The 23340-nt window shown below is 37.0% G+C and carries 23 protein-coding genes; 16 read left to right on the top strand and 7 right to left on the bottom strand.

Annotated elements, in window-relative coordinates; all coding sequences use genetic code 11:
* Positions 1-68: 68 nt before the first annotated feature.
* Positions 69-1040 carry a phosphate acetyltransferase gene (gene pta / locus MKX37_RS26385; RefSeq protein WP_000067219.1) on the top strand — a complete coding sequence of 324 codons (972 nt, stop codon included), beginning with the start codon at positions 69-71 and terminating at the stop codon, positions 1038-1040.
* A gap of 72 nt (positions 1041-1112) precedes the next feature.
* Here pta and MKX37_RS26380 read toward each other — a convergent pair whose 3' ends face one another.
* On the bottom strand, positions 1113-1955 hold the full coding sequence (locus MKX37_RS26380) for a lipoate--protein ligase family protein (protein ID WP_078421781.1): 843 nt from the start codon (positions 1953-1955) through the stop codon (positions 1113-1115).
* 127 nt (positions 1956-2082) lie between these two features.
* Positions 2083-2778: an RsfA family transcriptional regulator gene (locus MKX37_RS26375; RefSeq protein WP_002016365.1), complete on the bottom strand. Its 696-nt coding sequence runs from the start codon at positions 2776-2778 to the stop codon at positions 2083-2085.
* Between the two features lie 289 nt (positions 2779-3067).
* Here MKX37_RS26375 and MKX37_RS26370 point away from each other — a divergent pair, with 289 nt between their 5' ends.
* The 6 genes from MKX37_RS26370 to MKX37_RS26345 all read left to right on the top strand — a co-directional run bounded on the left by MKX37_RS26370 (position 3068) and on the right by MKX37_RS26345 (position 9016).
* Positions 3068-3292, top strand: coding sequence for a DUF1450 domain-containing protein (locus MKX37_RS26370; protein WP_000526075.1), 225 nt, complete (start codon positions 3068-3070; stop codon positions 3290-3292).
* A 237-nt stretch (positions 3293-3529) separates the two neighbouring features.
* A complete protein-coding gene (locus MKX37_RS26365; RefSeq protein WP_000388282.1) occupies positions 3530-4585 on the top strand; it encodes a FecCD family ABC transporter permease in 1056 nt (351 codons plus the stop codon).
* Entirely contained in the window at positions 4582-5598 is a 1017-nt protein-coding gene (locus MKX37_RS26360) for a FecCD family ABC transporter permease (protein WP_050000805.1), read from the top strand. The genes MKX37_RS26365 and MKX37_RS26360 overlap by 4 nt, the downstream gene beginning before the upstream one ends.
* 15 nt (positions 5599-5613) lie before the next feature.
* On the top strand, positions 5614-6426 hold the full coding sequence (locus MKX37_RS26355) for an ABC transporter ATP-binding protein (RefSeq protein ID WP_000212073.1): 813 nt from the start codon (positions 5614-5616) through the stop codon (positions 6424-6426).
* 201 nt (positions 6427-6627) lie between these two features.
* Positions 6628-7566 (top strand): ABC transporter substrate-binding protein, encoded by a 939-nt coding sequence (locus MKX37_RS26350; protein ID WP_002138981.1) that lies wholly within the window; start codon positions 6628-6630, stop codon positions 7564-7566.
* A gap of 145 nt (positions 7567-7711) precedes the next feature.
* On the top strand, positions 7712-9016 hold the full coding sequence (locus tag MKX37_RS26345; RefSeq protein WP_002130105.1) for an HD domain-containing protein: 1305 nt from the start codon (positions 7712-7714) through the stop codon (positions 9014-9016).
* Between the two features lie 39 nt (positions 9017-9055).
* Here MKX37_RS26345 and MKX37_RS26340 read toward each other — a convergent pair whose 3' ends face one another.
* Entirely contained in the window at positions 9056-9241 is a 186-nt protein-coding gene (locus MKX37_RS26340) for a 2-hydroxymuconate tautomerase (protein ID WP_001147171.1), read from the bottom strand.
* Positions 9242-9353: 112 nt separating this feature from the next.
* Here MKX37_RS26340 and MKX37_RS26335 point away from each other — a divergent pair, with 112 nt between their 5' ends.
* Both MKX37_RS26335 and MKX37_RS26330 read left to right on the top strand, forming a co-directional pair.
* Positions 9354-10028 carry a site-2 protease family protein gene (locus MKX37_RS26335; protein ID WP_002016358.1) on the top strand — a complete coding sequence of 225 codons (675 nt, stop codon included), beginning with the start codon at positions 9354-9356 and terminating at the stop codon, positions 10026-10028.
* Between the two features lie 25 nt (positions 10029-10053).
* The gene (locus MKX37_RS26330; protein ID WP_002016357.1) at positions 10054-10563 is read left to right on the top strand and encodes a YwhD family protein; all 510 of its coding nucleotides are present in this window, start codon (positions 10054-10056) and stop codon (positions 10561-10563) included.
* 32 nt (positions 10564-10595) lie between these two features.
* Here the strand turns inward: MKX37_RS26330 and MKX37_RS26325 are convergent, their stop codons facing one another.
* Together MKX37_RS26325 and MKX37_RS26320 are read right to left on the bottom strand one after the other, a co-directional pair.
* Positions 10596-12647 (bottom strand): transglycosylase domain-containing protein, encoded by a 2052-nt coding sequence (locus MKX37_RS26325; RefSeq protein WP_002167313.1) that lies wholly within the window; start codon positions 12645-12647, stop codon positions 10596-10598.
* 99 nt (positions 12648-12746) lie between these two features.
* Positions 12747-13472 carry a glycerophosphodiester phosphodiesterase gene (locus MKX37_RS26320; RefSeq protein WP_002068526.1) on the bottom strand — a complete coding sequence of 242 codons (726 nt, stop codon included), beginning with the start codon at positions 13470-13472 and terminating at the stop codon, positions 12747-12749.
* A gap of 150 nt (positions 13473-13622) precedes the next feature.
* Here MKX37_RS26320 and MKX37_RS26315 point away from each other — a divergent pair, with 150 nt between their 5' ends.
* The 4 genes from MKX37_RS26315 (at position 13623) to speB (ending at position 17304) form a co-directional block, all read left to right on the top strand.
* Positions 13623-14030: a MerR family transcriptional regulator gene (locus MKX37_RS26315; protein ID WP_078421782.1), complete on the top strand. Its 408-nt coding sequence runs from the start codon at positions 13623-13625 to the stop codon at positions 14028-14030.
* Between the two features lie 5 nt (positions 14031-14035).
* Positions 14036-15199, top strand: coding sequence for an MFS transporter (locus MKX37_RS26310; protein ID WP_002016352.1), 1164 nt, complete (start codon positions 14036-14038; stop codon positions 15197-15199).
* 186 nt (positions 15200-15385) lie between these two features.
* Entirely contained in the window at positions 15386-16213 is an 828-nt protein-coding gene (gene speE / locus MKX37_RS26305; RefSeq protein ID WP_000424693.1) for a polyamine aminopropyltransferase, read from the top strand.
* A 218-nt stretch (positions 16214-16431) separates the two neighbouring features.
* Positions 16432-17304: an agmatinase gene (gene speB, locus MKX37_RS26300; protein WP_002016350.1), complete on the top strand. Its 873-nt coding sequence runs from the start codon at positions 16432-16434 to the stop codon at positions 17302-17304.
* A gap of 440 nt (positions 17305-17744) precedes the next feature.
* Here speB and MKX37_RS26295 read toward each other — a convergent pair whose 3' ends face one another.
* Positions 17745-18782, bottom strand: a complete 1038-nt coding sequence (locus tag MKX37_RS26295) for a PTS sugar transporter subunit IIC (RefSeq protein WP_002130098.1) — start codon at positions 18780-18782, stop codon at positions 17745-17747.
* 234 nt (positions 18783-19016) lie between these two features.
* Here MKX37_RS26295 and MKX37_RS26290 point away from each other — a divergent pair, with 234 nt between their 5' ends.
* Complete coding sequence (locus MKX37_RS26290; RefSeq protein WP_002130097.1) at positions 19017-19379, top strand: YxeA family protein; 363 nt, start codon at positions 19017-19019, stop codon at positions 19377-19379.
* Positions 19380-19404: 25 nt separating this feature from the next.
* Here MKX37_RS26290 and MKX37_RS26285 read toward each other — a convergent pair whose 3' ends face one another.
* Positions 19405-20445 carry a S66 family peptidase gene (locus MKX37_RS26285; RefSeq protein ID WP_078178089.1) on the bottom strand — a complete coding sequence of 347 codons (1041 nt, stop codon included), beginning with the start codon at positions 20443-20445 and terminating at the stop codon, positions 19405-19407.
* A 148-nt stretch (positions 20446-20593) separates the two neighbouring features.
* Here MKX37_RS26285 and MKX37_RS26280 point away from each other — a divergent pair, with 148 nt between their 5' ends.
* Positions 20594-21031: a DUF1934 domain-containing protein gene (locus MKX37_RS26280; protein ID WP_002089794.1), complete on the top strand. Its 438-nt coding sequence runs from the start codon at positions 20594-20596 to the stop codon at positions 21029-21031.
* Positions 21031-22701, top strand: a complete 1671-nt coding sequence (argS, locus tag MKX37_RS26275) for an arginine--tRNA ligase (protein WP_002016342.1) — start codon at positions 21031-21033, stop codon at positions 22699-22701. The genes MKX37_RS26280 and argS overlap by 1 nt, the downstream gene beginning before the upstream one ends.
* The last annotated feature ends 639 nt before the right edge of the window (positions 22702-23340 follow it).

The raw sequence follows: 23340 nt of genomic DNA, 5'->3' as shown, positions 1-23340 counted from the left end.
TTAAAATATAGAGGAAAAGCAGTATTCTTAAAGATAGAGTTTTTTAACATATGTAGGAGGGTTTATTCGTGAGCAACTTATTTACAACAGTAAAAGAAAAAGTTCAAGGAAAAGGCATTTCTATCGTACTTCCTGAAGGAACTGATGAAAGAATTTTAGGCGCTGCAGAGCGTTTAGCAAAAGAAGAGTTAGTAAAACCAATCTTAGTTGGTAATAAAGAAGAAATTAGCGCAAAAGCAGCTAGCATGAACTTAACATTAGCAGGCGTTGATATTTACGATCCAGCTACATACGAAGAGATGGATGCAATGGTAGCATCTTTCGTTGAACGCCGTAAAGGTAAAGCAACAGAAGAAGATGCTCGTAAAATTCTTAAAGACGAAAACTACTTCGGTACGATGCTTGTATACATGGGCAAAGCACAAGGTTTAGTAAGTGGTGCAGCTCACTCTACAGCTGATACAGTTCGTCCAGCACTTCAAATTATTAAAACAAAACCAGGCGTTACAAAAACTTCAGGCGTATTCATCATGGTACGTGAAGAAGAGAAGTATGTATTCGCTGATTGCGCAATTAACATTGCACCAAACAGCCAAGATTTAGCTGAAATTGGTATCGAAAGTGCGAAAACTGCTGAACTATTCGGTATTGACCCACGCGTTGCTATGTTAAGCTTCTCTACAAAAGGTTCTGCGAAATCTCCAGAAACAGAAAAAGTTGTAGAAGCAACTCGCATTGCAAAAGAAATGGCTCCTGAATTAACTTTAGATGGAGAATTCCAATTCGATGCTGCATTCGTACCATCTGTAGCTGAGAAGAAAGCTCCAGGTTCTACAATTAAAGGTGATGCTAACGTATTCGTATTCCCAAGCTTAGAAGCTGGTAATATCGGCTACAAAATCGCTCAACGCTTAGGTAACTTCGAAGCAGTAGGACCAATCTTACAAGGTTTAAATATGCCTGTAAATGATCTGTCTCGTGGATGTAACGAAGAAGAAGTGTACAAGTTAGCTTTAATTACAGCAGCTCAAGCACTTTAATTCTATAACGAATTAATATGAAAAAAGACCATCCTATTTCTTTTGAAATGAGGGTGGTCTTTTTGGTTTCTATTATTCTAAACCAAGTGCCTTATTATTACGGTCAATAATACGTTGTAAATTCGTCTCATATAAAGGAACTTCATCTACTGTTAGCTGAGATGGTGTTAACTTTGGCGCGAATTGTTGCAACGTTTTTAAAAGGCGCATCATTAAATCTTGCACTGTAATTGTTTCGCCAAGTAATTCAGATAGTGAAGCCATCGTACTCGGTACAATTTCAGGATACGTAAATCTTGTTTCTTCGCCTTGAATTGCTACGTTGTAAAAATCACGAACGAGTGCGGCACGCTCAGATCCGCTTCCTGTCGCACATAAGTAAATTTGTACAGCAACGCCTCCGCGAATACGACGCTGAGAAATACCAGCAAATTTTTGATCGCGAATGCTCAAATCGTAGCTACCAGGACAATAAGAACCAACAATTTCTTTTGCTTCGATAGTAACATCGTAATCTTTTAACATTTCCTTAATTAAATGCCACATCGTATCGTATCCAAGGTCGATATCGATACCCTTTTCTGTTTCTTGGAATAAAAGTGATACGTTTAAAACACCTTCATCAAGTACGACAGCAAGTCCACCAGAATTACGAACGATAACATTGAAGTCGTTTTCTTTTAAAAAGGAAATACCTTCTTCTAAATGTGGTAGGCGTGAATCTTGAATGCCAAGAACAATTGTATTGTGATGAACCCAAGAGCGCATTGTTGCAGCGGATAGACCATTTCCAATACTTGTGCATAACGTGTCATCCATTGCGAATGACTGAAGTGCATGGAAAGTTGGTCCTAAACTAGACTGATCTACAATACGCCACTCTGGCTGAGATAAAATCGAACGGGAATTGCTCATATAACTAACCCCTTATTTTTAAAATGACAATCTCTATTATAGCAAAAAATGTAGAAAGGGGTTTTCTCATATATAAATGGGAGTTTAGAGGTGAAAGAATAAAAAGGATGCATTGCATGCATCCTTTTTATTCTGCAATTTTTTCTAAGTTACCGTTTCGATCCATGCGGAAAGATGTTTGTGAGCGTTCCTCATCATCCATTACTGCTAATTTACGAGCACGGTTCATAATATTCATAAGTGTTTCGTAATCCTCTTGTACAGTATGAGATTGTTGTTCTAATTTTTCTAGTTTCTTTTCTAGTTCTTCATTTCGCAGGATTTGCGTTTTAATTTCTTGTTTCAATCTCGTATTCTCGTTTTCAAGAGCTGTTACTTTTATATTTGAAGATCCAACTGTTTGTAAAAAGTAAATAACATCTTGCATTGTTATTGAGCTTTTTGGAGCAGGGACAGTCGGCTTTTGATATGGAGTAGCTTCTGTATATTGAACAGCTGTTTCATACGGTACGTGTTCTTCATAATCAGTTATCGCCGCCGCTGAAGCTGGTGGTGTGTAAAGCAAACGTTTTTTTGTCTGTTCACCGCCCGCAGCACGCATTTTATCTTTACGATGTTTTTTTGCTAGTTGAAGAGCTTGTTCATAGCTATAGCGAACAACAGCATTCCAGCGGAAACCACAAGCAGCAGATGTGCGATTTAACTGATCTCCTACTTCTTCAAAAGCATTTAATTGAGTACTTCCTTCTCGAACATGGCGAAGCACCGTTTCAGCAAGTAATAAATCGTCCTCGTCTGTCCAAGCATCTTGTCTTACTTTCATAGATTCAACTCCCTTTCTTTTTATGAACTTCCTATTTTTATAATGGGCAAAAAAATGAGCTTTTATACAAAGCTTTTAAAAATATGGTAGATTTCAATGAAGAGAAGAAATGTGGCTATGAATGATGAAAGCTTTTGAAGGAGAAAATATAAAAAATAGGTGGCTTTATATAGGAATAGAGCTACGCCCGGAGACTTGCAACAAGCTTCAAAGAGCGGTAAAATACCATTTAGTGTTTATTTTTAAATGTACTTGTGAAAAGTTTAAAATAGAGGAAGTGTTATATATAATGGGAAACGAATTTCGTGTGTGTGATGATTGTCAGGCAACGAACGTTAAAACGTTGATTCCGAAGTTAAAAAAAGTAGATTCATGTGCAACGATTGAGGTTGCATGTCAGTCTTACTGTGGCCCTGGTCGTAAAAAATCATTCGCGTTTGTAAATAATCGTCCAGTTGCGGCTCCAACAGAAGACGAATTAATTGTAAAAATTGAAGCAAAATTAAATAAGTAAGAAAAAGAAGAGTGAACAGATTACTCTTCTTTTTTTATGTCCATAAGATAGCGTTTTGTATGAATTCGTATTTCAAAATAATGGTTGACAGTCTTTTGACGTGGTAGGTAGAATAGAAAGTGTCTGATTCTGATAATCATTATCACGAAAAAGGTCAATTCACCTAATTTTTTTATTATTATTTGAGAATAAATTTCATTTTATTAAATATATGTTGTTGGTTAGGATGGTTGAGGGATGGAAGCGAGCGCAAGGAGTATAGAACAGCAAGATGTGAATGTTAAAGAGATTAAGAGCAGACCGCTCGTTGCTTCTATTATTTTAATAGCAGGCACAATTTTGTTAGCTTTAAGTATGGCAGTTTCTATTTCGTTTGGTGCAGCAGATATTAGTTTAAAGACCGTTTGGCAAGCTGTATTTCAGTTTGATGGTTCCATAACGCACCATAACGTAATTCAAGAACTTCGCATGCCTAGAGCAATAGGGGGTGTAGTTGCAGGTGCTTTTTTAGCGGTATCAGGTGCAATTATGCAAGGTATGACACGAAATCCACTTGCATCTCCATCGTTAATGGGGATTACAGATGGTGCTGTATTCGGAATTGCAATTATGTATGCATTCTTCCCTAATTCACCTTATTTAATGTTTGTTATCGCATCTTTTATTGGAGCTGCGTTTGGAGCGAGCATTGTATATGGTATTGGGTCTTCTTCACCAGGTGGATTAACGCCTGTAAAATTAGCTTTAGCAGGTGCAGCAATTAGTGCTTTATTAGGGGCAATTTCATCTGGAATTGCATTGTATTTCAACCTTGCCCAAGAGGTAAGTATGTGGAATGCAGGCGGTGTTGCCGGAGTGAAATGGCAAAGTATTAATATGTTAGTACCGATTGGTCTTGTTTGTCTCATTATAGCAATTATGATGTCGAGATATATCACAATTTTAAGCTTTGGTGAAGAAATTGCGATTGGACTTGGTCAAAATACGACATTAATTAAATTTATCGGAACAGTACTTGTTCTTGTATTAACAGGTTCTGCGGTTTCTATGGCAGGATCAGTTGGATTTGTTGGACTTGTAATTCCGCATATGACTCGTTTCCTTGTAGGCTCAGATTATAGATGGGTTATTCCATGTTCTGCGGTCTTAGGTGGATTGCTAATTGAATGTGCAGATATGTTATCTCGCGTTATTAATCCACCATTTGAAACGCCAATTGGAGCAATTACAGCGCTAATTGGGGTGCCATTCTTCCTCTACTTAGCACGTAATGAAGGGAGAGGAAAGATGTGAGGACGAGCGTCTTAACAAAAAAGAACGTTACTATTTTAACGATTTTAGTAGGATTAATTGTTGCTGTATTTTTAATAAGTTTAAATACAGGAACATTTAAAATTCCTCCAATAGATGTATTAAAGTCACTAGTTGGATTGGGTGCAGAAGATCAATCTGTTATTTTATTTGAATTTCGTATGCCGCGTATGGTTATTGCTATATTAGTTGGTTCTGCATTAGCTATGTCAGGTGCAATTTTGCAAGGGCTATCACGAAACCCACTTGCTGATCCAGGTATTATAGGTATTAACGCCGGAGCGGGATTAACAGTTGTTGTATTCGTCTACTTTTTCTTTGGAAAAGTTGGAACTGGTACATTTTTATCTGTATTTATCCTTCCATTCTTCGCGTTAGTTGGTGCGATATTAGCAGCGGTTATTATTTATTTACTAGCATGGAAAGACGGTGTTTCATCAACTCGATTAATTCTTGTTGGTATCGCTGTTGCAGCCGGATTTGGTGCGGTTAGTTTAATTTTCTCTATGAAGATGACATCTAACGACTTCCGTTTTGCAACGATTTGGTTGGCAGGAAGTTTATGGGGAACAGATTGGAAGTTCGTACTAAGTGTACTCCCATGGATGATTATTTTCTTACCACTTGCCATTAGTAAAGCGCACATATTAAATGTAATGAATTTAGGCGACTCTACAGCAGTTGGCCTTGGTGTAAACGTAGAAAAGGAAAGACGTAAATTATTATTTATTGCAGTTTGTTTAGCTGGTGCATCTGTTGCGGTGGCGGGAGGCATTGGTTTTATCGGTTTAATGGCTCCGCATTTAGCGAGACGCCTCGTTGGTGGTAAACATCAAATTATGTTACCAACGGCTGCATTAATAGGAACGTTCTTGCTTTTATTTGCAGATGTAATTTCAAGAAGTGTGTTACCAACTTCAGAAATACCGGTCGGTCTTGTTATTTCTGTAATTGGTGCACCATATTTCATATATTTACTTATGAGGACAAAATAAAGGGAGGCTTTTTGTATGGCAACTTTAGCAGTTGATGCGGTATCTGTTGGGTATAATGAAGGGTTAATTATAGATGGATTAACAGTTGAAATTCCGGAAGGACAAATTACAACGATTATTGGACCAAATGGTTGTGGGAAATCCACATTATTAAAAACGGCTTCTCGTATTTTGAAAGCAAAACGAGGTACTGTTTATCTTGATGGAAAAGCAATTGAGAAACAGCCAACGAAAGAAATCGCAAAGAAAATGGCGATTTTACCACAAACTGCAGAAGTGCCAACAGGCCTTACTGTGTTTGAACTTGTTTCATATGGACGTTTTCCTCATCAAAAAGGATTTGGAACATTGAAAGAAGAGGATTATCGCTACATTCATTGGGCACTTGAAGTGACGGGGATGACAGAATTCGCAAATCGTCCAGCAGAAGCTTTATCAGGTGGTCAACGTCAACGTGTATGGATTGCGATGGCTCTTGCACAAGGAACAGATTTACTTGTGTTAGATGAACCAACAACATACTTAGATATGGCTCATCAACTTGAAGTATTAAACTTACTGAAGAAATTAAACAAAGAAGAAGGCAGAACGATTGTTATGGTTATTCACGATTTAAATCATGCTTCTCGTTTCTCTGATCATATGATTGCATTAAAAGCAGGTAAGTTAATGAAACAAGGAACGCCAGATGAAGTTATGACGAGTGAAACACTTCGTAACGTATTTGAGATTGAAGCGCAAATCGTTCCATGTCCAGTAAACTGTAAACCAATTTGTTTAACATACGATTTAGCGATGATTAATAATCAATTGCGTAAAAAAGCATAATTAATAGAATTTCCCCCTCTTAAAGAGGTGAGAGGGGGAGTTCTAATGGACGTCGAGCTTCTTACCCACGGATGGGAAGTTGAACGCCCGTTAGAACGGGTTATAAACAACAATTAATAAATATATATTAATTAAATGTTGTTTTGTTTCTTATAGTTACATGCAAATTATAAGAGAAATACAGCTAGAAGGAGTCGGAATATGAAGAATTTTAAAATGGCACTATTAGCAATGGTACTAGTTGTTACTTCTGTACTATTTGCAGCTTGTTCTAACAAAGAAGAAGAAAAGAAAGCAGATGCGAAAACTGAAGAGCGCACTGTACAACACGCAAAAGGGGAAATTAAAATCCCTGCAAATCCAAAGAAAATTGCTGACCTTAGTGGTTCAACAGAAGAATTATTAATTTTCGGTATGAAACCGATTATTACTGCAAATACAACACAAGAAAAAATTGATTCACATATTGAGAAGAAATTGAAAGATGTAAAACCGGTTGGTTCTGCGTGGGGCGATAAAATTAACATCGAAGCAGTGGCTGCTGCAAAACCAGATTTAATTATTGTAAACAATCGTCAAGAAAAGATTTATGATCAATTATCTAAAATTGCACCAACAGTTATGTTAAAAACTCCATTAGACCAATGGCGTCCAAAATTCGAAGAAGTAGGTCAAATCTTCGGTAAAGAGAAAGAAACAAAAGAATGGTTCAAAAAGTATGATGAAAAAGCAAGCAAATTACATGACAAAATCGTTGCTAAAACTGGCGATGCAACATTCATGAAAATGGCTGCATATCCAAATGCATTCCGTGTATACGGTGACTACGGTTACGGTAGCGTAATCTTTGGTGATTTAAAATTACCAGCAGTTAAAGGTACACCAACTGATAAACCGTTAGTACAAATACAAAAAGAAGCTTTAATTGATTACAACCCAGATTACTTATTCGTATTTACAACTGGTGACGGTTCTCAGCGTCTAAAAGAATTCCAAGAAGAATCAATTTGGAAAAATATGAACGCTGTTAAAAACAACCATGTATTTACAATCAGTAATGAAGATGTAAACAAAGGATACTTCCCACTAGGTAAAGAAATGATCCTAGACGAAGTTACTGAGTTCATTTTAGGAAAATAATATATAAAGAAAAATCACCTTTGTTTTGGTAAAGGTGATTTTTCTTTATATAACAGGAATTAATATAGTCTTTCATTTCTTTCTGTTTCCTATATCGTTTATAATATATAGTAAGAATGCAGTAAAGAAAGGGGGATGTCGGAAAGTGGTATATTTAAACGACAAACTCAGCGAAACAAAAGTGTTTAAAGACCCAGTACATAAATATGTACACGTGCGTGATCGCGTTATTTGGGATTTAATCGGAACGAAAGAATTTCAACGCTTGCGCCGTATTAAGCAGCTTGGTACGACATTTTTTACATTTCACGGTGCAGAGCATAGTCGCTTTACTCATTCGTTAGGTGTATATGAAATTATTCGTCGTATGATTGATGATGTGTTTGATGGCAGACCGAACTGGAATGCTGAAGATAGATTGTTATGTTTATGTGCGTCATTACTTCATGATGTCGGTCACGGCCCATTTTCTCACTCGTTTGAAAAAGTATTTTCGTTAGATCATGAGAAATTTACGCAAAAGATTATCGTTGGTGATACGGAAATTAATCGTGTGTTAAGCCGTGTGGATAAGGATTTCCCGCAAAAGGTAGCAGATGTAATTGCGAAAACATCTACTAATAAATTAGCGATTAGTATGATTTCGAGCCAAATTGATGCCGATCGTATGGATTATTTATTAAGAGATGCATATTTTACTGGTGTAAAGTATGGGAACTTTGATATGGAACGTATACTGCGTGTCATGCGCCCGTACGGTAATCAAGTTGTCATTAAAAATAGTGGTATGCATGCTGTAGAGCATTATATTATGAGCCGTTATCAAATGTATTGGCAAGTATATTTTCATCCGGTAACACGTAGTGCAGAAGTAATTTTAACGAAGATTTTACACCGAGCTAAATCACTGCATGAGAAGTATTATGCGTTTAAAAATCATCCTGTTCATTTCTATTCTTTATTTGAAGAAGAAGTGACAGTAGAGGATTATTTAAAGTTAGACGAGAACGTAATGTATTATTACTTCCAAGTATGGCAAGAGGAAGAAGATCCGATTTTAAGTGACTTATGCCGTCGTTTTATGAATCGAAATCTATTTAAATATGTGGAGTTTACAGATAAGCACGGTTTAGATAATTGGATGGAGCTAAGTAGCTTATTTAAAAAGATTGGACTCGATCCAGAGTATTACTTAGTTGTGGATTCAACATCGGATTTACCGTATGACTTTTACCGCGCAGGAGAAGAAGAAGAGCGTCTGCCAATCTTACTTCTTATGCCGAACGGGGAACTTAGAGAGCTTTCGCGTGAATCGGATATTGTTGAGGCGATTACAGGTAAGAAGCGAACGGATCAAAAGCTATTCTATCCGCATGATTTAATCTATGAAGATGGAAGAAAAGGAAAATATAAAGAGAGAATTATCGAGTTGTTAGAAGGAAAGAAATAAGAAGCAGCAAAGAGCTGCTTCTTATGAAAAAACTTGAAATTATTTGTCGCTTAAGCGTTTTCCGCCAACTGCATAATGGTTTTTAGACATTTCTTCGATGAAAACAACGATGTTTTCTTCAGGAGCACCAGTTGTTTCGCTTACTGCTGCTGTTACTTTCTCAGCAAGAGCTTTCTTTTGTTCTTCTGTGCGTCCTTCTAGCATTTTCACTGTTACGTATGGCATGTATAATCGCTCCTTTTATGTAAGTTACACTCTTATTATAGCGGATTATGAGGAAGAACAATCGGAAAAACAAATAATTTCTTTTTTTGACATATGGAAGAGGAGATGAGTTATGGATCAGTTATTTAGATACCCATTGCAACAAATTCCATTGGTAGCAATGGCGATTATTATTGCGCTATCTGTGCATGAATTTGCACATGCGTATGTTGCATATAAATTTGGAGACGATACAGCGAAAAAGCAAGGACGTTTAACATTATCACCGATGGCTCATTTAGATCCTATCGGTATGATTGCTGTACTAATTCTTGGATTCGGTTGGGCAAGACCAGTACCTGTTAATCCGTATAACTTTAAAAGACCGCGTCTTGCGGGAATATTAGTTTCTATTGCGGGACCGATAAGTAATCTTATCTTAAGTGCAATAGGTTTAATTATTTGGTATAGCTTAATAACGTTTGGTGTGTTAGATGCGATGCCACTTGCAGTAGCAGATACGCTGGATCAATTTTTCCAAATTTTTATTATGCTTAATATTGTTTTACTTGTATTTAATTTATTACCAATCCCGCCACTTGATGGGTATCGCGTTGTGGAAGATTTAGCACCAGCAAATATTCGTGCGAAAATGACACAGTATGAAAAGTATGGATCAATTGCGTTATTAATTCTTGTTATTACACCGCTTAGCAATTACACAATTCAACCTATTTTCAATGTTGTTATTCCATATGTATTAGTATTTTTACAAAATATCATTGCGCCTATTTTCAGGCTTTTTTAATCATTAAGCGAGGAGGAGTTTACATATGACAGAGAAAAAGAAAAAAATCGGTTTTAATATCGTGAAAAATGATTCAACAGATGGACATGGTGGTTTTGGCGTTGGGGCATTAAGTTTAGAAAATATTTCTCCTGTATTTGTTGATGTATTAGAGAAAACTGCGTTCGTTGATATCGGTGCGATGCATGCGCGTAGTACAGTAGAAAAAGGAATTAAGTTTTTAACAAATAAAGATGAAGTTCCAAACGGAAAACCGTTTTGGCTTGTTTGGGTAACAATTGAAAGAACACCAAACGGTGCTTATTACGCAGGTGCAACAGCCTGTGAAATGACAGTTGATCGTGAAATTCGCCGCGGATATAAATCACTTCCAGAGCATGTAAATAAAATGGATAAATCCCTAAAGCGTCACATCATGATTGATCATATGGATGAATCATCTAAAAAAGTACTTGGTACATTCTTAAAAGAGCATAATGAAGCAATTTGGAACGAATCTAGTGAAGAATTGCGCCACGCATTATTAGGCGAATAAAAATAGCTGACGGATTTCCGTCAGCTATTTTTTTACCACGGGAGATATTTTTTCCACCAACCCGTCTTTTTCTTCTCTTCACTAACCTTTTCGAACTCTTCCTTATCATCAACGTGATCCATACAATACTCTGTTGGCTCTGTACCTTTTGCGAAATACATTTTCACAGAAATGGGACAATTTTTTGTAGCAATCTTACCGTTTTCAGGATTAACATCGACTGCAACAACATCTGCTGGTTGTTTAAACTCTTGTTTAGGCTGTCCATCTAATCCTTTTTCCATTGTATCGGTCCATATTTTTTTTGCGTATCCTTGTTCTGCTACGTTTGAAATGGATTTAGGTTGATCGTATCCAATCCAAACCCCTGTTACAAGTTGTGGGGTAAATCCAATCATCCAACTATCAGTTTCTGTAGAACCAGACTTTCCAGCATATGTTCTTGATAGTTTTGATAACATCGATTGACCGGTCACAGCGGCATAACTGCTTAGTTTTTTATTAAACATACCTGCCATCATTTCTTCCATCACAAAGGCTTTGCTTTTATCTAGAACTTGTTTACTTTCTAAATGAGCGTCGTATAGCATATTTCCTTCATGATCAACGATGCGCCTTATAAAGATTGGTTTTACTTCTTTCCCGCCGTTTGCAAACATGCTATAAGCATTGACCATTTCAATTGGTTTTACAGGAGATGTGCCGAGAGCAAGAGACGGAACATCTTTTAATGCGCTAGTAATACCGAATTGCTTCGCTGTTTTTGTAAGAATGTCTTCGCCTAAAAATAGATTTGTCTTCACAGCATATACGTTATCAGAAACAGCGAGTGCTTGTGCCATTGTCACAAAGTCGTCTGCATAATAGTTTTTATAATTTTTCGGTTTATATTTGGAAACACCGTCACCTAAAGTGAATACAGTATATTCGCTTTTTAAGCGCGTAGCAGGGGTGAATCCTCGTTCTAAGGCTGCGTAATATAGGAATGGCTTAAATGTAGAGCCGGGCTGACGAGCGGCTTGTGTAGCTCTGTTAAATTGACTCGTATTATAATCAGTTCCACCAACAAGGGCAGCCACTTCACCCGTTTTTGGATTCATAGAGACGAGGGCAGTTTGGATGTTTGTTGTTTCAGGTATATGATTTTTTACAGCTTGCTCTGCTACAGATTGTAATTTAGGGTCTAGCGTTGTATAAATACGTAAGCCACCTCGCTGTAAGGCTTGCTCATCTAATCCGATATCCCGAAGAAGAGAAGCTTGTACAGCATCTTGGAAATAAGGTGCGACCTCTGCAACTTTTTTCGTATCCAATGAAGCAAAAGTAAGTGTTTCCTTTTTTGCTGAGGTAGCTTGCTGTTTTGTAATATAACCTTGTTCTACCATTTCATCTAGTATGAGAGATTGACGCCCTTTAGCACGCTCCTCTTTTAAAAAGGGAGAGTAGAAGCTAGGTCCTTTCGGAATACCTGCGAGCATACTAGCTTCTGCTAATGTTAATTCTTTTGCAGTTTTATCGAAATACAGGCGAGAAGCAGCTTCGATTCCGTAAGCACCATGCCCGTAATAAATTGTATTTAAATATCCTTCTAAAATATGATTTTTATTATAGTTCACTTCAAGGCGAACGGTATACATTGCCTCTAATAGTTTACGCTTCCACGTTTTATCATGATCTAAGTATAGGTTACGAGCATACTGTTGTGTAATAGTACTAGCACCTTGTACTTTTGCCATTGCTTTTAAATCGGCAACAATGGCACCAACAATGCGCTTTATATCAAATCCATGATGTTTGTAGAATCGTTGATCTTCAATAGATAGTGTTGCCTCTTTTACATAAGGAGAAATTTCATCAAGAGATACATTATAGCGCTTTTGTGTTTCATTACTTTGTCCTATAACAGTGTCATCATTAGCGTAAAAGACACTCGTTTGCGGCACTGCAACAGGGGGAGGCCCCATAATTTTTGCAGCTATAATGATAATAAAAAAGGAAAAAACGAAAAAAAGAACACAAGAAAACATTACGGTGAAGAAAAGACGTTTATATTTTTTAAGTTTTGGATTCATGGTTTGATCCATCTTTTTCAGCCCCTCATTAATACAAGCATTATTGTATTAGTATTGAGGGTTTTCGTTTATTTTAAACAATGAAATTTTGAAAACAAAAAGCCCCTTCAATTAAGAAAGGAGCTCAAAGGCACGTGCTGGCCAATCGGTAATGATGACATCTACACCATAGTCAATCATAGTTTGTAAATCTTTATATTCATTAATAGTGTAAGGACGAAAAACGTATCCTTGCCCCTGTGCTAATTGGACAAACTCTTTCGTTAATAATTGAAAGTTTGGATGTAATCCAGTCGCCTCGCGCCTTTTTGCTTCAGCAATAGGATCTGCAAGTGGTGTATCGTACAAAATCGCTCTTGGAATTTCTGGAGCAATTTCTGCTAATAATGAAACGGAATCGTGGTTAAATGATGAAAATACAATTTGATTGGATAGATGATATTCACGAACAAGAGCAACAACTTTTTCTTCAATATTTGGATAATGAAGAACATCTGTTTTTAATTCAATGTTAAGTTGTAAATTTGTTGTAGAGAGCCAAATAAATACTTCTCGTAATGTTGGGATTTTCGCCTCATGGAAAGAAGGATCTTTATGGCTACCAGCATCTAAAGCTTGTAATTCCTCTACAGTTTTCTCAGAAACAAGTCCCACGCCATTTGTTGTGCGGTCCACCGTTTCATCATGAATAACAACTAGTTCACCATCTTTTGATAGATGAACATCAAGTTCAATTCCGTGAGCCCCAATGCGTTCAGCCTCTTGGAAGGCAATCATCGTATTTTCTGGGTGTGTTCCTTTTACCCCGCGATGAGCGAAAATAAGTGGTTTATTCATGTGGAAATCTCCTTATCATCTCTTTTCTTTTATTATGAAACTGCTTTGAGAAAAATACAATTCATATGACAAACATTTACAAAAGTATAACAGTTGCACAAAAGTTAACGTTAACGTAAAATGTAATAATCGGTGAAGGGAGGAATACACATGTATAAAATCGATGAAGTAACAAAGCAAGTTGGTTTAACAAAGCGTACACTTCGTTATTATGAGGAAATTGGTTTAATTCATCCCCCAGAACGCAGTGAAGGGAATATTCGCCTGTATACAGACGAGGACATTGCGAGAATTAAAAGGATTGTGGAAGCGAAAGAAGTACTAGGAATTACGCTTCAACAAATGCAACATTTCTTATCGTTAAAAGAAAGAATGGAACAAAGAAGAAATAGTGAGAATCCGCGTGACCGTGAAGTGATTCAAGAAATTAAAGAGATGCTTGAAAAACAAGTGCAAACGTTAGACGAAAAAATGGAGCAAATGCAGCGTGTTAAGGCAGAGCTAGAGGATAGTTTAAGCCGTGCAGTTACATTTTTAGAGAATACAAAAGGAGAGTAATCAAAATGGAGAGCAAACAAAAATTAGGGAGATTGATTACAGTGGTGGCTACCTTCCTTGCCTTTTCAGGTATAGGAGTAGTCGACCCAATTTTACCAAGTATTGCTGAACAAATTGGTGCTTCGCATTGGCAAGTCGAGATGTTATTTACAGCATATATTTTAACGATGGCAATTATGATGTTACCAGCTGGAATATTTGCATCAAGATTTGGTGATAAACGAATGATGACGATCGGTCTTGCGATTGTAACTGTATTTGCATTTATATGTGGTATATCGCAAACGATTGCTCAATTATCTCTTTTCCGCGCGGGGTGGGGATTAGGAAATGCGATGTTCTTTGCAACGGCGATGACATTATTAATTGCATTAAGTAAAGAAGTTCATGAAGCAGTAGGATTATATGAAGCAGCTATCGGTTTAGGGATGGCAGGTGGCCCATTGTTAGGTGGTATATTAGGTGGACATTCTTGGCGTTACCCATTTTTTGCGACGAGTATTTTAATTTCTTTAGCATTTATTTTAGTTTTCTTTTTTGTAAAAGAACCGGAGCGAAAAGTGAAGCGTAAAGCAGCAGGCGTAGGAGAATTACTTAACCTGGTGAAGTATAAACCGTTTATGCAAGGTGCCATTTCCGGGATGTTATATTACTACGGATTTTTCGTCGTGTTAGCATATTCACCACTTATTATGCATTTATCTGCTATTCAATTAGGATTTGTATTTTGCGGATGGGGATTAGCATTAGCTTACGGATCAGCAATTTTAGCGCATAAGCTAGAAGGTAAATATGAACCAAAAACATTGTTAAAAGGTAGTTTACTTGTATTTGCGATTTTCTTAATTGCACTATTCTTCGTTAAAATCATGTGGTTACAAATCGTGTTAATCGTTCTATCAGGATTAGCATCAGGCTTAAATAACGCGTTATTTACAAGTTATGTAATGGATATTTCACCTTATGAAAGATCTGTTACATCAGGTGTTTATAACTTCGTTCGTTGGTTAGGGGGTGCGATTGCTCCAATTTTATCAGGAGTCATCGGTCATACAGTTTCACCACAAAGTCCGTTTTTAGTCGGTGGAATTGTCGTGTTAGTTGGTTGCGTAATGATCTTAATTCCGATTCGTAAACCGGTAGAAATAGAGACAAAAACCCTTTCTTAAGAAAGGGTTTTCTTTCCTATTACAGAGCAATCCCTTTTCACATATATGTTAGAACCCTCTGACTAAAATATATTTTCGGTATTTTTTTACTTTTAACTATACTTTTTGGATGTTTTGTTTTATTTTTGTTAGGGGACATTAATGATGTCCCTATTATAAATTTGCATTGAAAGGCGTGATTGTACGATGGAACTATGGTTCACTGAAAAACAAACAAAGCATTTTGGAATTACGGCGCGTATTAACCGCACATTACATACGGAGCAAACAGAATTCCAAAAACTTGATATGGTTGAAACGGAAGAGTTCGGAAACATGCTTATTTTAGATGGCATGGTTATGACAACAGAAAAGGACGAGTTCGTTTATCATGAAATGGTAGCGCACGTACCTTTATTTACACATCCAAACCCTGAAAACGTATTAGTAGTAGGCGGTGGCGATGGTGGTGTTATTCGTGAAGTATTAAAACACCCAAGCGTAAAGAAAGCAACTCTTGTTGAAATTGATGGAAAAGTAATTGAGTACTCTAAACAATACTTACCATCAATTGCAGGCGCATTAGATGATGAGCGTGTAGAAGTAAAAGTAGGAGACGGTTTCCTACACATCGCAGAAAGCGAAAACGAATATGACGTAATTATGGTAGATTCTACTGAGCCAGTAGGTCCAGCAGTAAACCTATTTACAAAAGGCTTCTACGCTGGAATTTCAAAAGCGTTAAAAGAAGATGGTATTTTCGTTGCCCAAACGGACAACCCTTGGTTTACACCAGAACTAATTACAACTGTGTTTAAAGACGTAAAAGAGATTTTCCCAATTACTCGTCTATACACAGCAAACATTCCGACGTATCCAAGTGGACTTTGGACGTTCACAATCGGATCTAAAAAACATGATCCATTAGAAGTAAGTGAAGAGCGTTTCCACGAAATCGAAACGAAATACTACACAAAAGAATTACACAATGCAGCATTCGCATTACCGAAATTTGTTGGCGATTTAATTAAGTAAGAGCGTTAAATTGAAATAAATAAAGTGTAAGTAACTCATTTAAGGTGTTTGTCTAGAAGGCTTGAACATGCTAGTTACTTACACTGCTACAAATGAAGTAGTCTTCTTGTGATAACAAGAAGGCCCAGGTAAATCGAGAAAGAGGAGCAATGCGCTCCAAATTTGAGAAATAGTGAAAGGTTGGGATACCTTAAGTTCCACATAAGGAGGAAAAGAATATGCGTTTTGATGAAGCTTATTCAGGTAAAGTATTTATTAAAAGTCATCCAAGTTTTGAAGAGTCAGAGGCAGTTATTTACGGGATGCCTATGGATTGGACAGTAAGTTTCCGTCCAGGATCTCGCTTTGGCCCTGCACGTATTCGTGAAGTATCAATCGGTCTTGAAGAATATAGTCCGTATTTAGATCGTGAACTAGAAGAGGTAAAATATTTTGATGCGGGTGATATCCCATTACCATTTGGGAATCCACAGCGCAGCATAGACATGATTGAAGAATATGTAACAAAACTATTAGATGCCGGTAAGTTTCCACTAGGTCTCGGCGGAGAGCACTTAGTGTCTTGGCCAATTTTTAAGGCAATGGCAAAAAAATATCCAGATTTAGCAATCATCCATATGGATGCTCATACTGACTTACGTGAGTCATATGAGGGAGAGCCTTTATCCCACTCTACACCAATTCGTAAAGTGTGCGATTTAATTGGTCCGGAAAACGTATATTCTTTCGGTATTCGTTCTGGAATGAAGGAAGAATTCGAATGGGCAAAAGAAGTAGGTATGAACTTATATAAATTTGACGTATTAGAACCGTTAAAGGAAGTATTACCGAAACTTGCAGGACGCCCAGTCTATGTCACAATCGACATCGACGTATTAGACCCAGCTCACGCTCCTGGAACAGGAACATTAGAAGCTGGAGGTATCACATCTAAAGAACTATTAGAGTCCATCGTAGCAATTGCAAATTCAAATATAAAAGTAGTCGGAGCAGACTTAGTAGAAGTAGCTCCAGTCTACGATCATAGTGATCAAACACCAATCGCAGCAAGCAAATTCGTGCGGGAAATGCTGCTCGGTTGGGTTAAATAAAAGCGTAGGCAGCTCGCTCAGAATCGCAGGTCATTGGAACGCTCGACCGAGAAGCGCTTTTGGCTTCGAACGAGAGTGTGAAATGGCCGGAGATTCTAGCTGCTGTAGCTGGATAAAATAAAAGCGCAAGCGGCTCGCTCAGAATGTGAGGGGGATGGAGCTTCAGACGTAGAGGCGTTTTTTGCCTCGAAGGAAGAAGCGAAGCCACCAATCATTCTAGCCGCTGTAGCTGGATAAAGTAAAAGTGAAGCCGACTCAAAAAGTATTTTGAGCCGGCTTCTTTTATTAATAGGTAGGTTATTATTGTCTTATTTAGTAGTTAAGTCGATATCCTTTGTCGAAACGTCGATATATGCGGAGTTGTGTTCAATATAATTTCACTTACCGTCACGCGACATAAAAAAGAGCTATTCTCAAACGATGAGAATAGCTCCCTTTCTTTACGCAACTTTCTCTTCCGAAGTAATTCCGCGAATTTCATCAGCAGAACGGATTGGATATTTGCGGAACACAATAGAACCGACGTATCCAACAATAGTGGTAACGATTCCACATAATACGGCAGCAATCGTTACTTTTATTACATCATTAAATCCGAACAGTACGAGAAGTCCTGGAATTGGTGATGCTGTCCCTGGTGCATTATTAACGAGCTGGAATAGCGACGTAATAATACCGGCAAGCGCACCGCCAACAAAGTTTGTCATATAGATAGGAATTGGATTTGCTGAGACAACATCGGCCTGTGTTAACGGCTCGATTGCCACGGCGATTGTATCTTTCTTTGAACAGATTTTTAGTCGTTTAAAGAAAATGAAGTTCATTGGGGCAGAAGCTGCTACGGCAAGACTACCAATTGCCATTGGTAAACCAGTTAATCCAAGCATTGCAGTTAGTGCCATAGAACTTAATGGAGATGTAGAAATAACTGTTATTAATCCACCAAGCATAATACCCATAATGATAGGACTTTCTGTAGTTGCAACTGAAATCATAGAACCGATTTTACCAAGTGTTGCGTTAACGAGTGGATCCATAAGCATGGCCATTCCGCGTGAAATTGGTGCAGCGATAAATAGGATTGCTAAAAACTCTACACCAGCTGGTAATTTCTTTTCGAGAAACTTCACGACGAAGGCACAAACGTATCCAGCGAAAAATCCTGGTAAAATACCGAATCCGCTAGTAGCGATACCGATTAAAACAGCGTATACGGGTGAGACACCGATTGCTAATGCGACTAAAATTGCCGCTGCGACACCGCTCATGCTACCAGAAGCTACTCCTACTGATTGTAAAAAGTCATTATGAAACATTTCTCCACCAATATAACGGTGAAATGCTTCAATAAGAAAACTTGCGATTGCTGCATTAGCTAAAGCGCCCATTGCTTTCATTCCGTAAGGCGCACGGTAACTGAAAAGTGTAAATAGACAAAGTACAACAAGTAATAGTGCTAAACCTTGCAAGATAGCCATTTGAAAATTGTCTCCTTTGATTTTTGTAATAAAAATTTGTATCATTCAATAATAATATAAAAGTTTGTTAAACGGAAAAATTTTTTATTGGGAAATCGCTGTAAGGTGAAAAACTCTTACAATAATGTAAGGAAAGTGTAAGGCATTTCGATAGAGTATAGTATGCCTTTTTTCGTATAATACAGGTATAGACATACGGCTAGTGAGAAAGCAGTGCAAACAGGAGGCGCATTTATGAAATTGGTAATTAAAGTTTTAGCTGTGTTCGCCATTATTTTAGGTGGAACAGCATATTATTTAAACACGAAAACAGAAGGTGTGCATGCTTTTGTAGACAACTTCTTTTCAAATAAAGAAATACAAGATTATTATGCTGTTATAGATAAAAGTGAGAAAAAAGACGATGAATATTTGTATACATTTAAAGGGTATACAGAAGATGGAAAGCTACAAGTTATTAAAAGAATGGTGAACCGTGAATTGCATACGGGTGCTTTTATAAAAATTTATGCAAAAGGTATGCAGGGAAAAGGATGGGCTGAAATCTCGAAAGAATCAATCCCGCAAAAAGCGTTGCAAAAAATAGAAAAACCATAAAAGGAGCGAATCGTTCGCTCCTTTTTTAGTGCGTTAAAATGGTGATAGCTGAACTTTCTTTATTAGAAATGATTTTTGCCCTTCCGCCAATTGGGAAAGTAAAGATTGGAGTTGTATGTCCGAAACTGGCATTCGCAATAATAGGGATATGAGCAAGTTCAGGCTTTGAAGCAATCATTTCTTGAATGTCCTCTATCATACATTCTGTTCCTTTTTGCATTCTTCCTATAACGATGCCTTTTACGTATTCAAAATCAGTTTGCTGCATAAGAGAATGTAAATATCGATCGAAAGTTTTAAGTGTAGCTTTTCCCGTTAAACTATCTTCTTCAAGAAATAAAACTTTATTTCTTAAGCTTGGCATATATGGTGTACCTTGTAGTAAATTCAAAGTGCTCATATTTCCGCCGATAATATCCCCTGTAGCTTCTCCTTCTTGAATCGAAACATATCCTTCATTTTTAATAAATTCTCGATTTTCTTGATCCATATACCAAGAATCATCGCTCCATGTTTCAGATGGTAGGATTTCAATAGGTTCATGAGAAGTTAAGCACTTTAAAAAGTAATCGGTCGTATAATCGAGTCCTTTCTCCATTCCAAATGAAGAGAAGTGAGGACCTGAATATGTAACTAAGCCTGTTTTAGCATAAATCGCGTTACTTAAAGCGGTAATATCAGAATAACCGCAGAAAATTTTCGGATTTTCTCGAATTAAATCATAATTGAGATGTTTCAATAAACCATTAGAGTTGTATCCGCCAAGTGTCGTCAAAATGGCTTTTACATTAGGATCTCTAAATGCTTCGTGGAGGTCTTGAACTCGTGAAGAAATAGAAGAGGAAGCGAATCGATCTATCTCATCAGCATATTTTGAGAATGTAACTTGAAAGCCTATGTCGGTTAATCTTTTTATAGCAAGGTCTCTGTTTTCATTTGAGACAATACTTAAACTACAAGATGGTGAAATAACCCTTATTTCATCATCTTTTTTTAATTTTGTTAGTAGCACCAAATTCACCCCTTGAAATGAAAGAATATTTAGATTTAAAAAATATTTTAACATATGAAATAAAGTGAAGGTGAATTATTTTTTGAAAAGGAGTTTTCCTGATTTTTCAGCAGACAGACAGAGTCTTTTTTTGATATGATAGGAAAAGTGATTTATTATAAGTAGTATTTAATATCTATAACATTTGAAGGGTGTGCAAGACGTGAAGAAACAACTTGCAGGCTTGCCGGTACACGTTCATTTCGTAACAGAAATCCGTGAAGGGGCGAGGAAGGAAACCGTTGCTTTTGAAGCAAATGGTCAATACTATGTAAAAGGTCAAGGTACATATATAACATTCCAAGAGCCGAACGAACAAGGCGAAGTGAAAACAATTATTAAAATTCAAGATGAACAAGTTCTCATTATGCGTTCAGGTGCTATTTCTATGCGTCAGACGCATGTGAAAGGTGAATGGACAACTGGTACGTATACGAGTGAACTTGGTACGTTTGCATTGCAAACGAAAACTGATAACGTTCTTTTTAAATGGTCGGATGAAAAGAAAAAAGGACAACTCTTCTTAACGTACGCATTGCTTCTAAGTGAACAAGAAGCTGGCAGATATACAATTACACTTAATTTGAAGGAGGCAAAATAATGAATTCTTTAGAACAAGTAAAAGGATTGATTAAAGAAGAAATTCAAGCTGCTGTATTAAAGGCAGAACTAGCGACAGAAGAACAAATTCCAAACGTTGTATTAGAATCTCCAAAAGATAAAACAAATGGTGACTTCTCTACAAATATGGCAATGCAACTTGCACGCGTTGCGAAAAAAGCACCTCGTATGATTGCAGAAGAATTAGTTGCAAACTTCGATAAAGCAAAAGCTTCTATTGAAAAAATTGAAATCGCTGGTCCTGGTTTCATTAACTTCTACATGGATAATAGCTACTTAACAGACTTAATCCCAACAATCGTCAACGCTGGTGAAGCATACGGTGAAACGAATACTGGTAAAGGTGAAAAAGTACAAATTGAGTTCGTATCTGCGAATCCAACAGGCGATCTTCACTTAGGACATGCACGTGGTGCGGCAGTAGGTGACACTTTATGTAACGTATTAGCAAAAGCAGGATATGATGTATCTCGTGAGTACTACATTAATGATGCTGGTAACCAAATTCATAACTTAGCTCTTTCTGTTGAAGCTCGTTACATGCAAGCTTTAGGTTTAGAGAAAGAAATGCCAGAAGACGGTTACCATGGTGCGGACATCATTGGAATTGGTAAACGCTTAGCTGAAGAGTTTGGCGATCGTTATGCAAAAGCTGATGCAGAAGAAAGCTATGAATTCTATCGTTCATACGGTTTAAAATATGAGTTAGCAAAACTTCAAAAAGATTTAGCAAGCTTCCGTGTTAACTTCGATGTGTGGTTCTCAGAAACATCATTATACAAAAACGGAAAAATTGATCAGGCTCTTGCTGTATTAAAAGAGCGTGACGAAATCTTTGAAGAAGGCGGAGCAACTTGGTTCCGTTCAATGACTTACGGTGACGACAAAAACCGTGTATTAATTAAAAATGACGGTTCTTACACATACTTAACGCCAGATATCGCTTATCACCGTGATAAATTAGAGCGTGGTTTCGATAAGCTAATCAACATTTGGGGTGCTGACCACCACGGTTACATTCCTCGTATGAAAGCTGCTATTCAAGCACTAGGTTACGATAAAGAAACACTTGAAGTAGAAATCATCCAAATGGTACAACTGTACCAAAATGGTGAAAAAATGAAAATGAGTAAGCGTACAGGTAAAGCAGTTACACTTCGTGAGCTTATGGAAGAAGTAGGCGTGGACGCAATGCGATACTTCTTCGCAATGCGTAGCGGTGATTCTCATTTAGACTTCGATATGGACTTAGCTGTATCAAAATCTAATGAAAACCCAGTATACTATGCACAATATGCACATGCTCGTGTATGCAGTATCCTTCGTCAAGGTGAAGAGTTAGGATTAGCTACAGGCGGAGACGTAAATTACAAACTTGTTACTTCTGAGAAAGAAGTAGAGTTACTGAAAAAACTTGGTGAATTCCCAGCTGTAGTTGCGGATGCAGCGCAAAAACGTCTGCCACACCGCATTACAAGCTATGCATTTGAATTAGCTGCGGCATTACACAGCTTCTACAATGCAGAAAAAGTATTAAACCAAGATAACTTAGAATTAAGTAAAGCTCGTTACGAATTAATGAAAGCAGTACGCACGACACTTCAAAATGCATTAGCAATCGTAGGAGTATCTGCACCAGAAAAAATGTAATAAAGAAAAGATGTCTATTTTTGTTTAGAATTGATATACAAGTTGATATATAAACTTCTGATCAGTCTATAGACTGATCAGAAGTCAAAGAAAGAAGAGCACCGAAAAGTCGTGTGGCTTGATAAGGGAAAGTTGAAACAGAAAAAGAGATGGCAAAGCTATCTCTTTTTCTGTGCCAATTTTCTAATCTAAATACATGTGACAAATATATGTTATGGTAATGGAGTGAAAATAGTAAAATACCAATTAACTATTGATTTTTAGGAACGATTCTAGAATAATAGACTGTTGGGGGTAAGATTATCAAAAATCCATATATGTATTATTAGTTGGTGGAATGTTACTAGAAAATGGTGTGATTGTTGTAAAAAACATTGTTACAGCTATGCCAAATACTAAAAGAACAATTCATCTAACCAAGTATTTAAACAATTAGTAATTAATCTTGAAAACTTCCAACTTAGTCAAGAAACTAGGGGTGGTATGTTTAAAATAGTACATATAGTACAATTAAAGGTTTCATGATTTGATAAAAAATAATGAAAGGATATAAATTTCTCGGTTTTGATATTATCATCATATATAAGCTCATTTTAATTCTTCGACATAGCCATGGAACCCATTAGGAAAAGGGTTTTT

This window comes from Bacillus sp. FSL R5-0709, assembly GCF_038004785.1.
Lineage (GTDB): Bacteria > Bacillota > Bacilli > Bacillales > Bacillaceae_G > Bacillus_A > Bacillus_A mycoides.
This window is presented reverse-complemented; position numbering and strand designations above follow the sequence as displayed.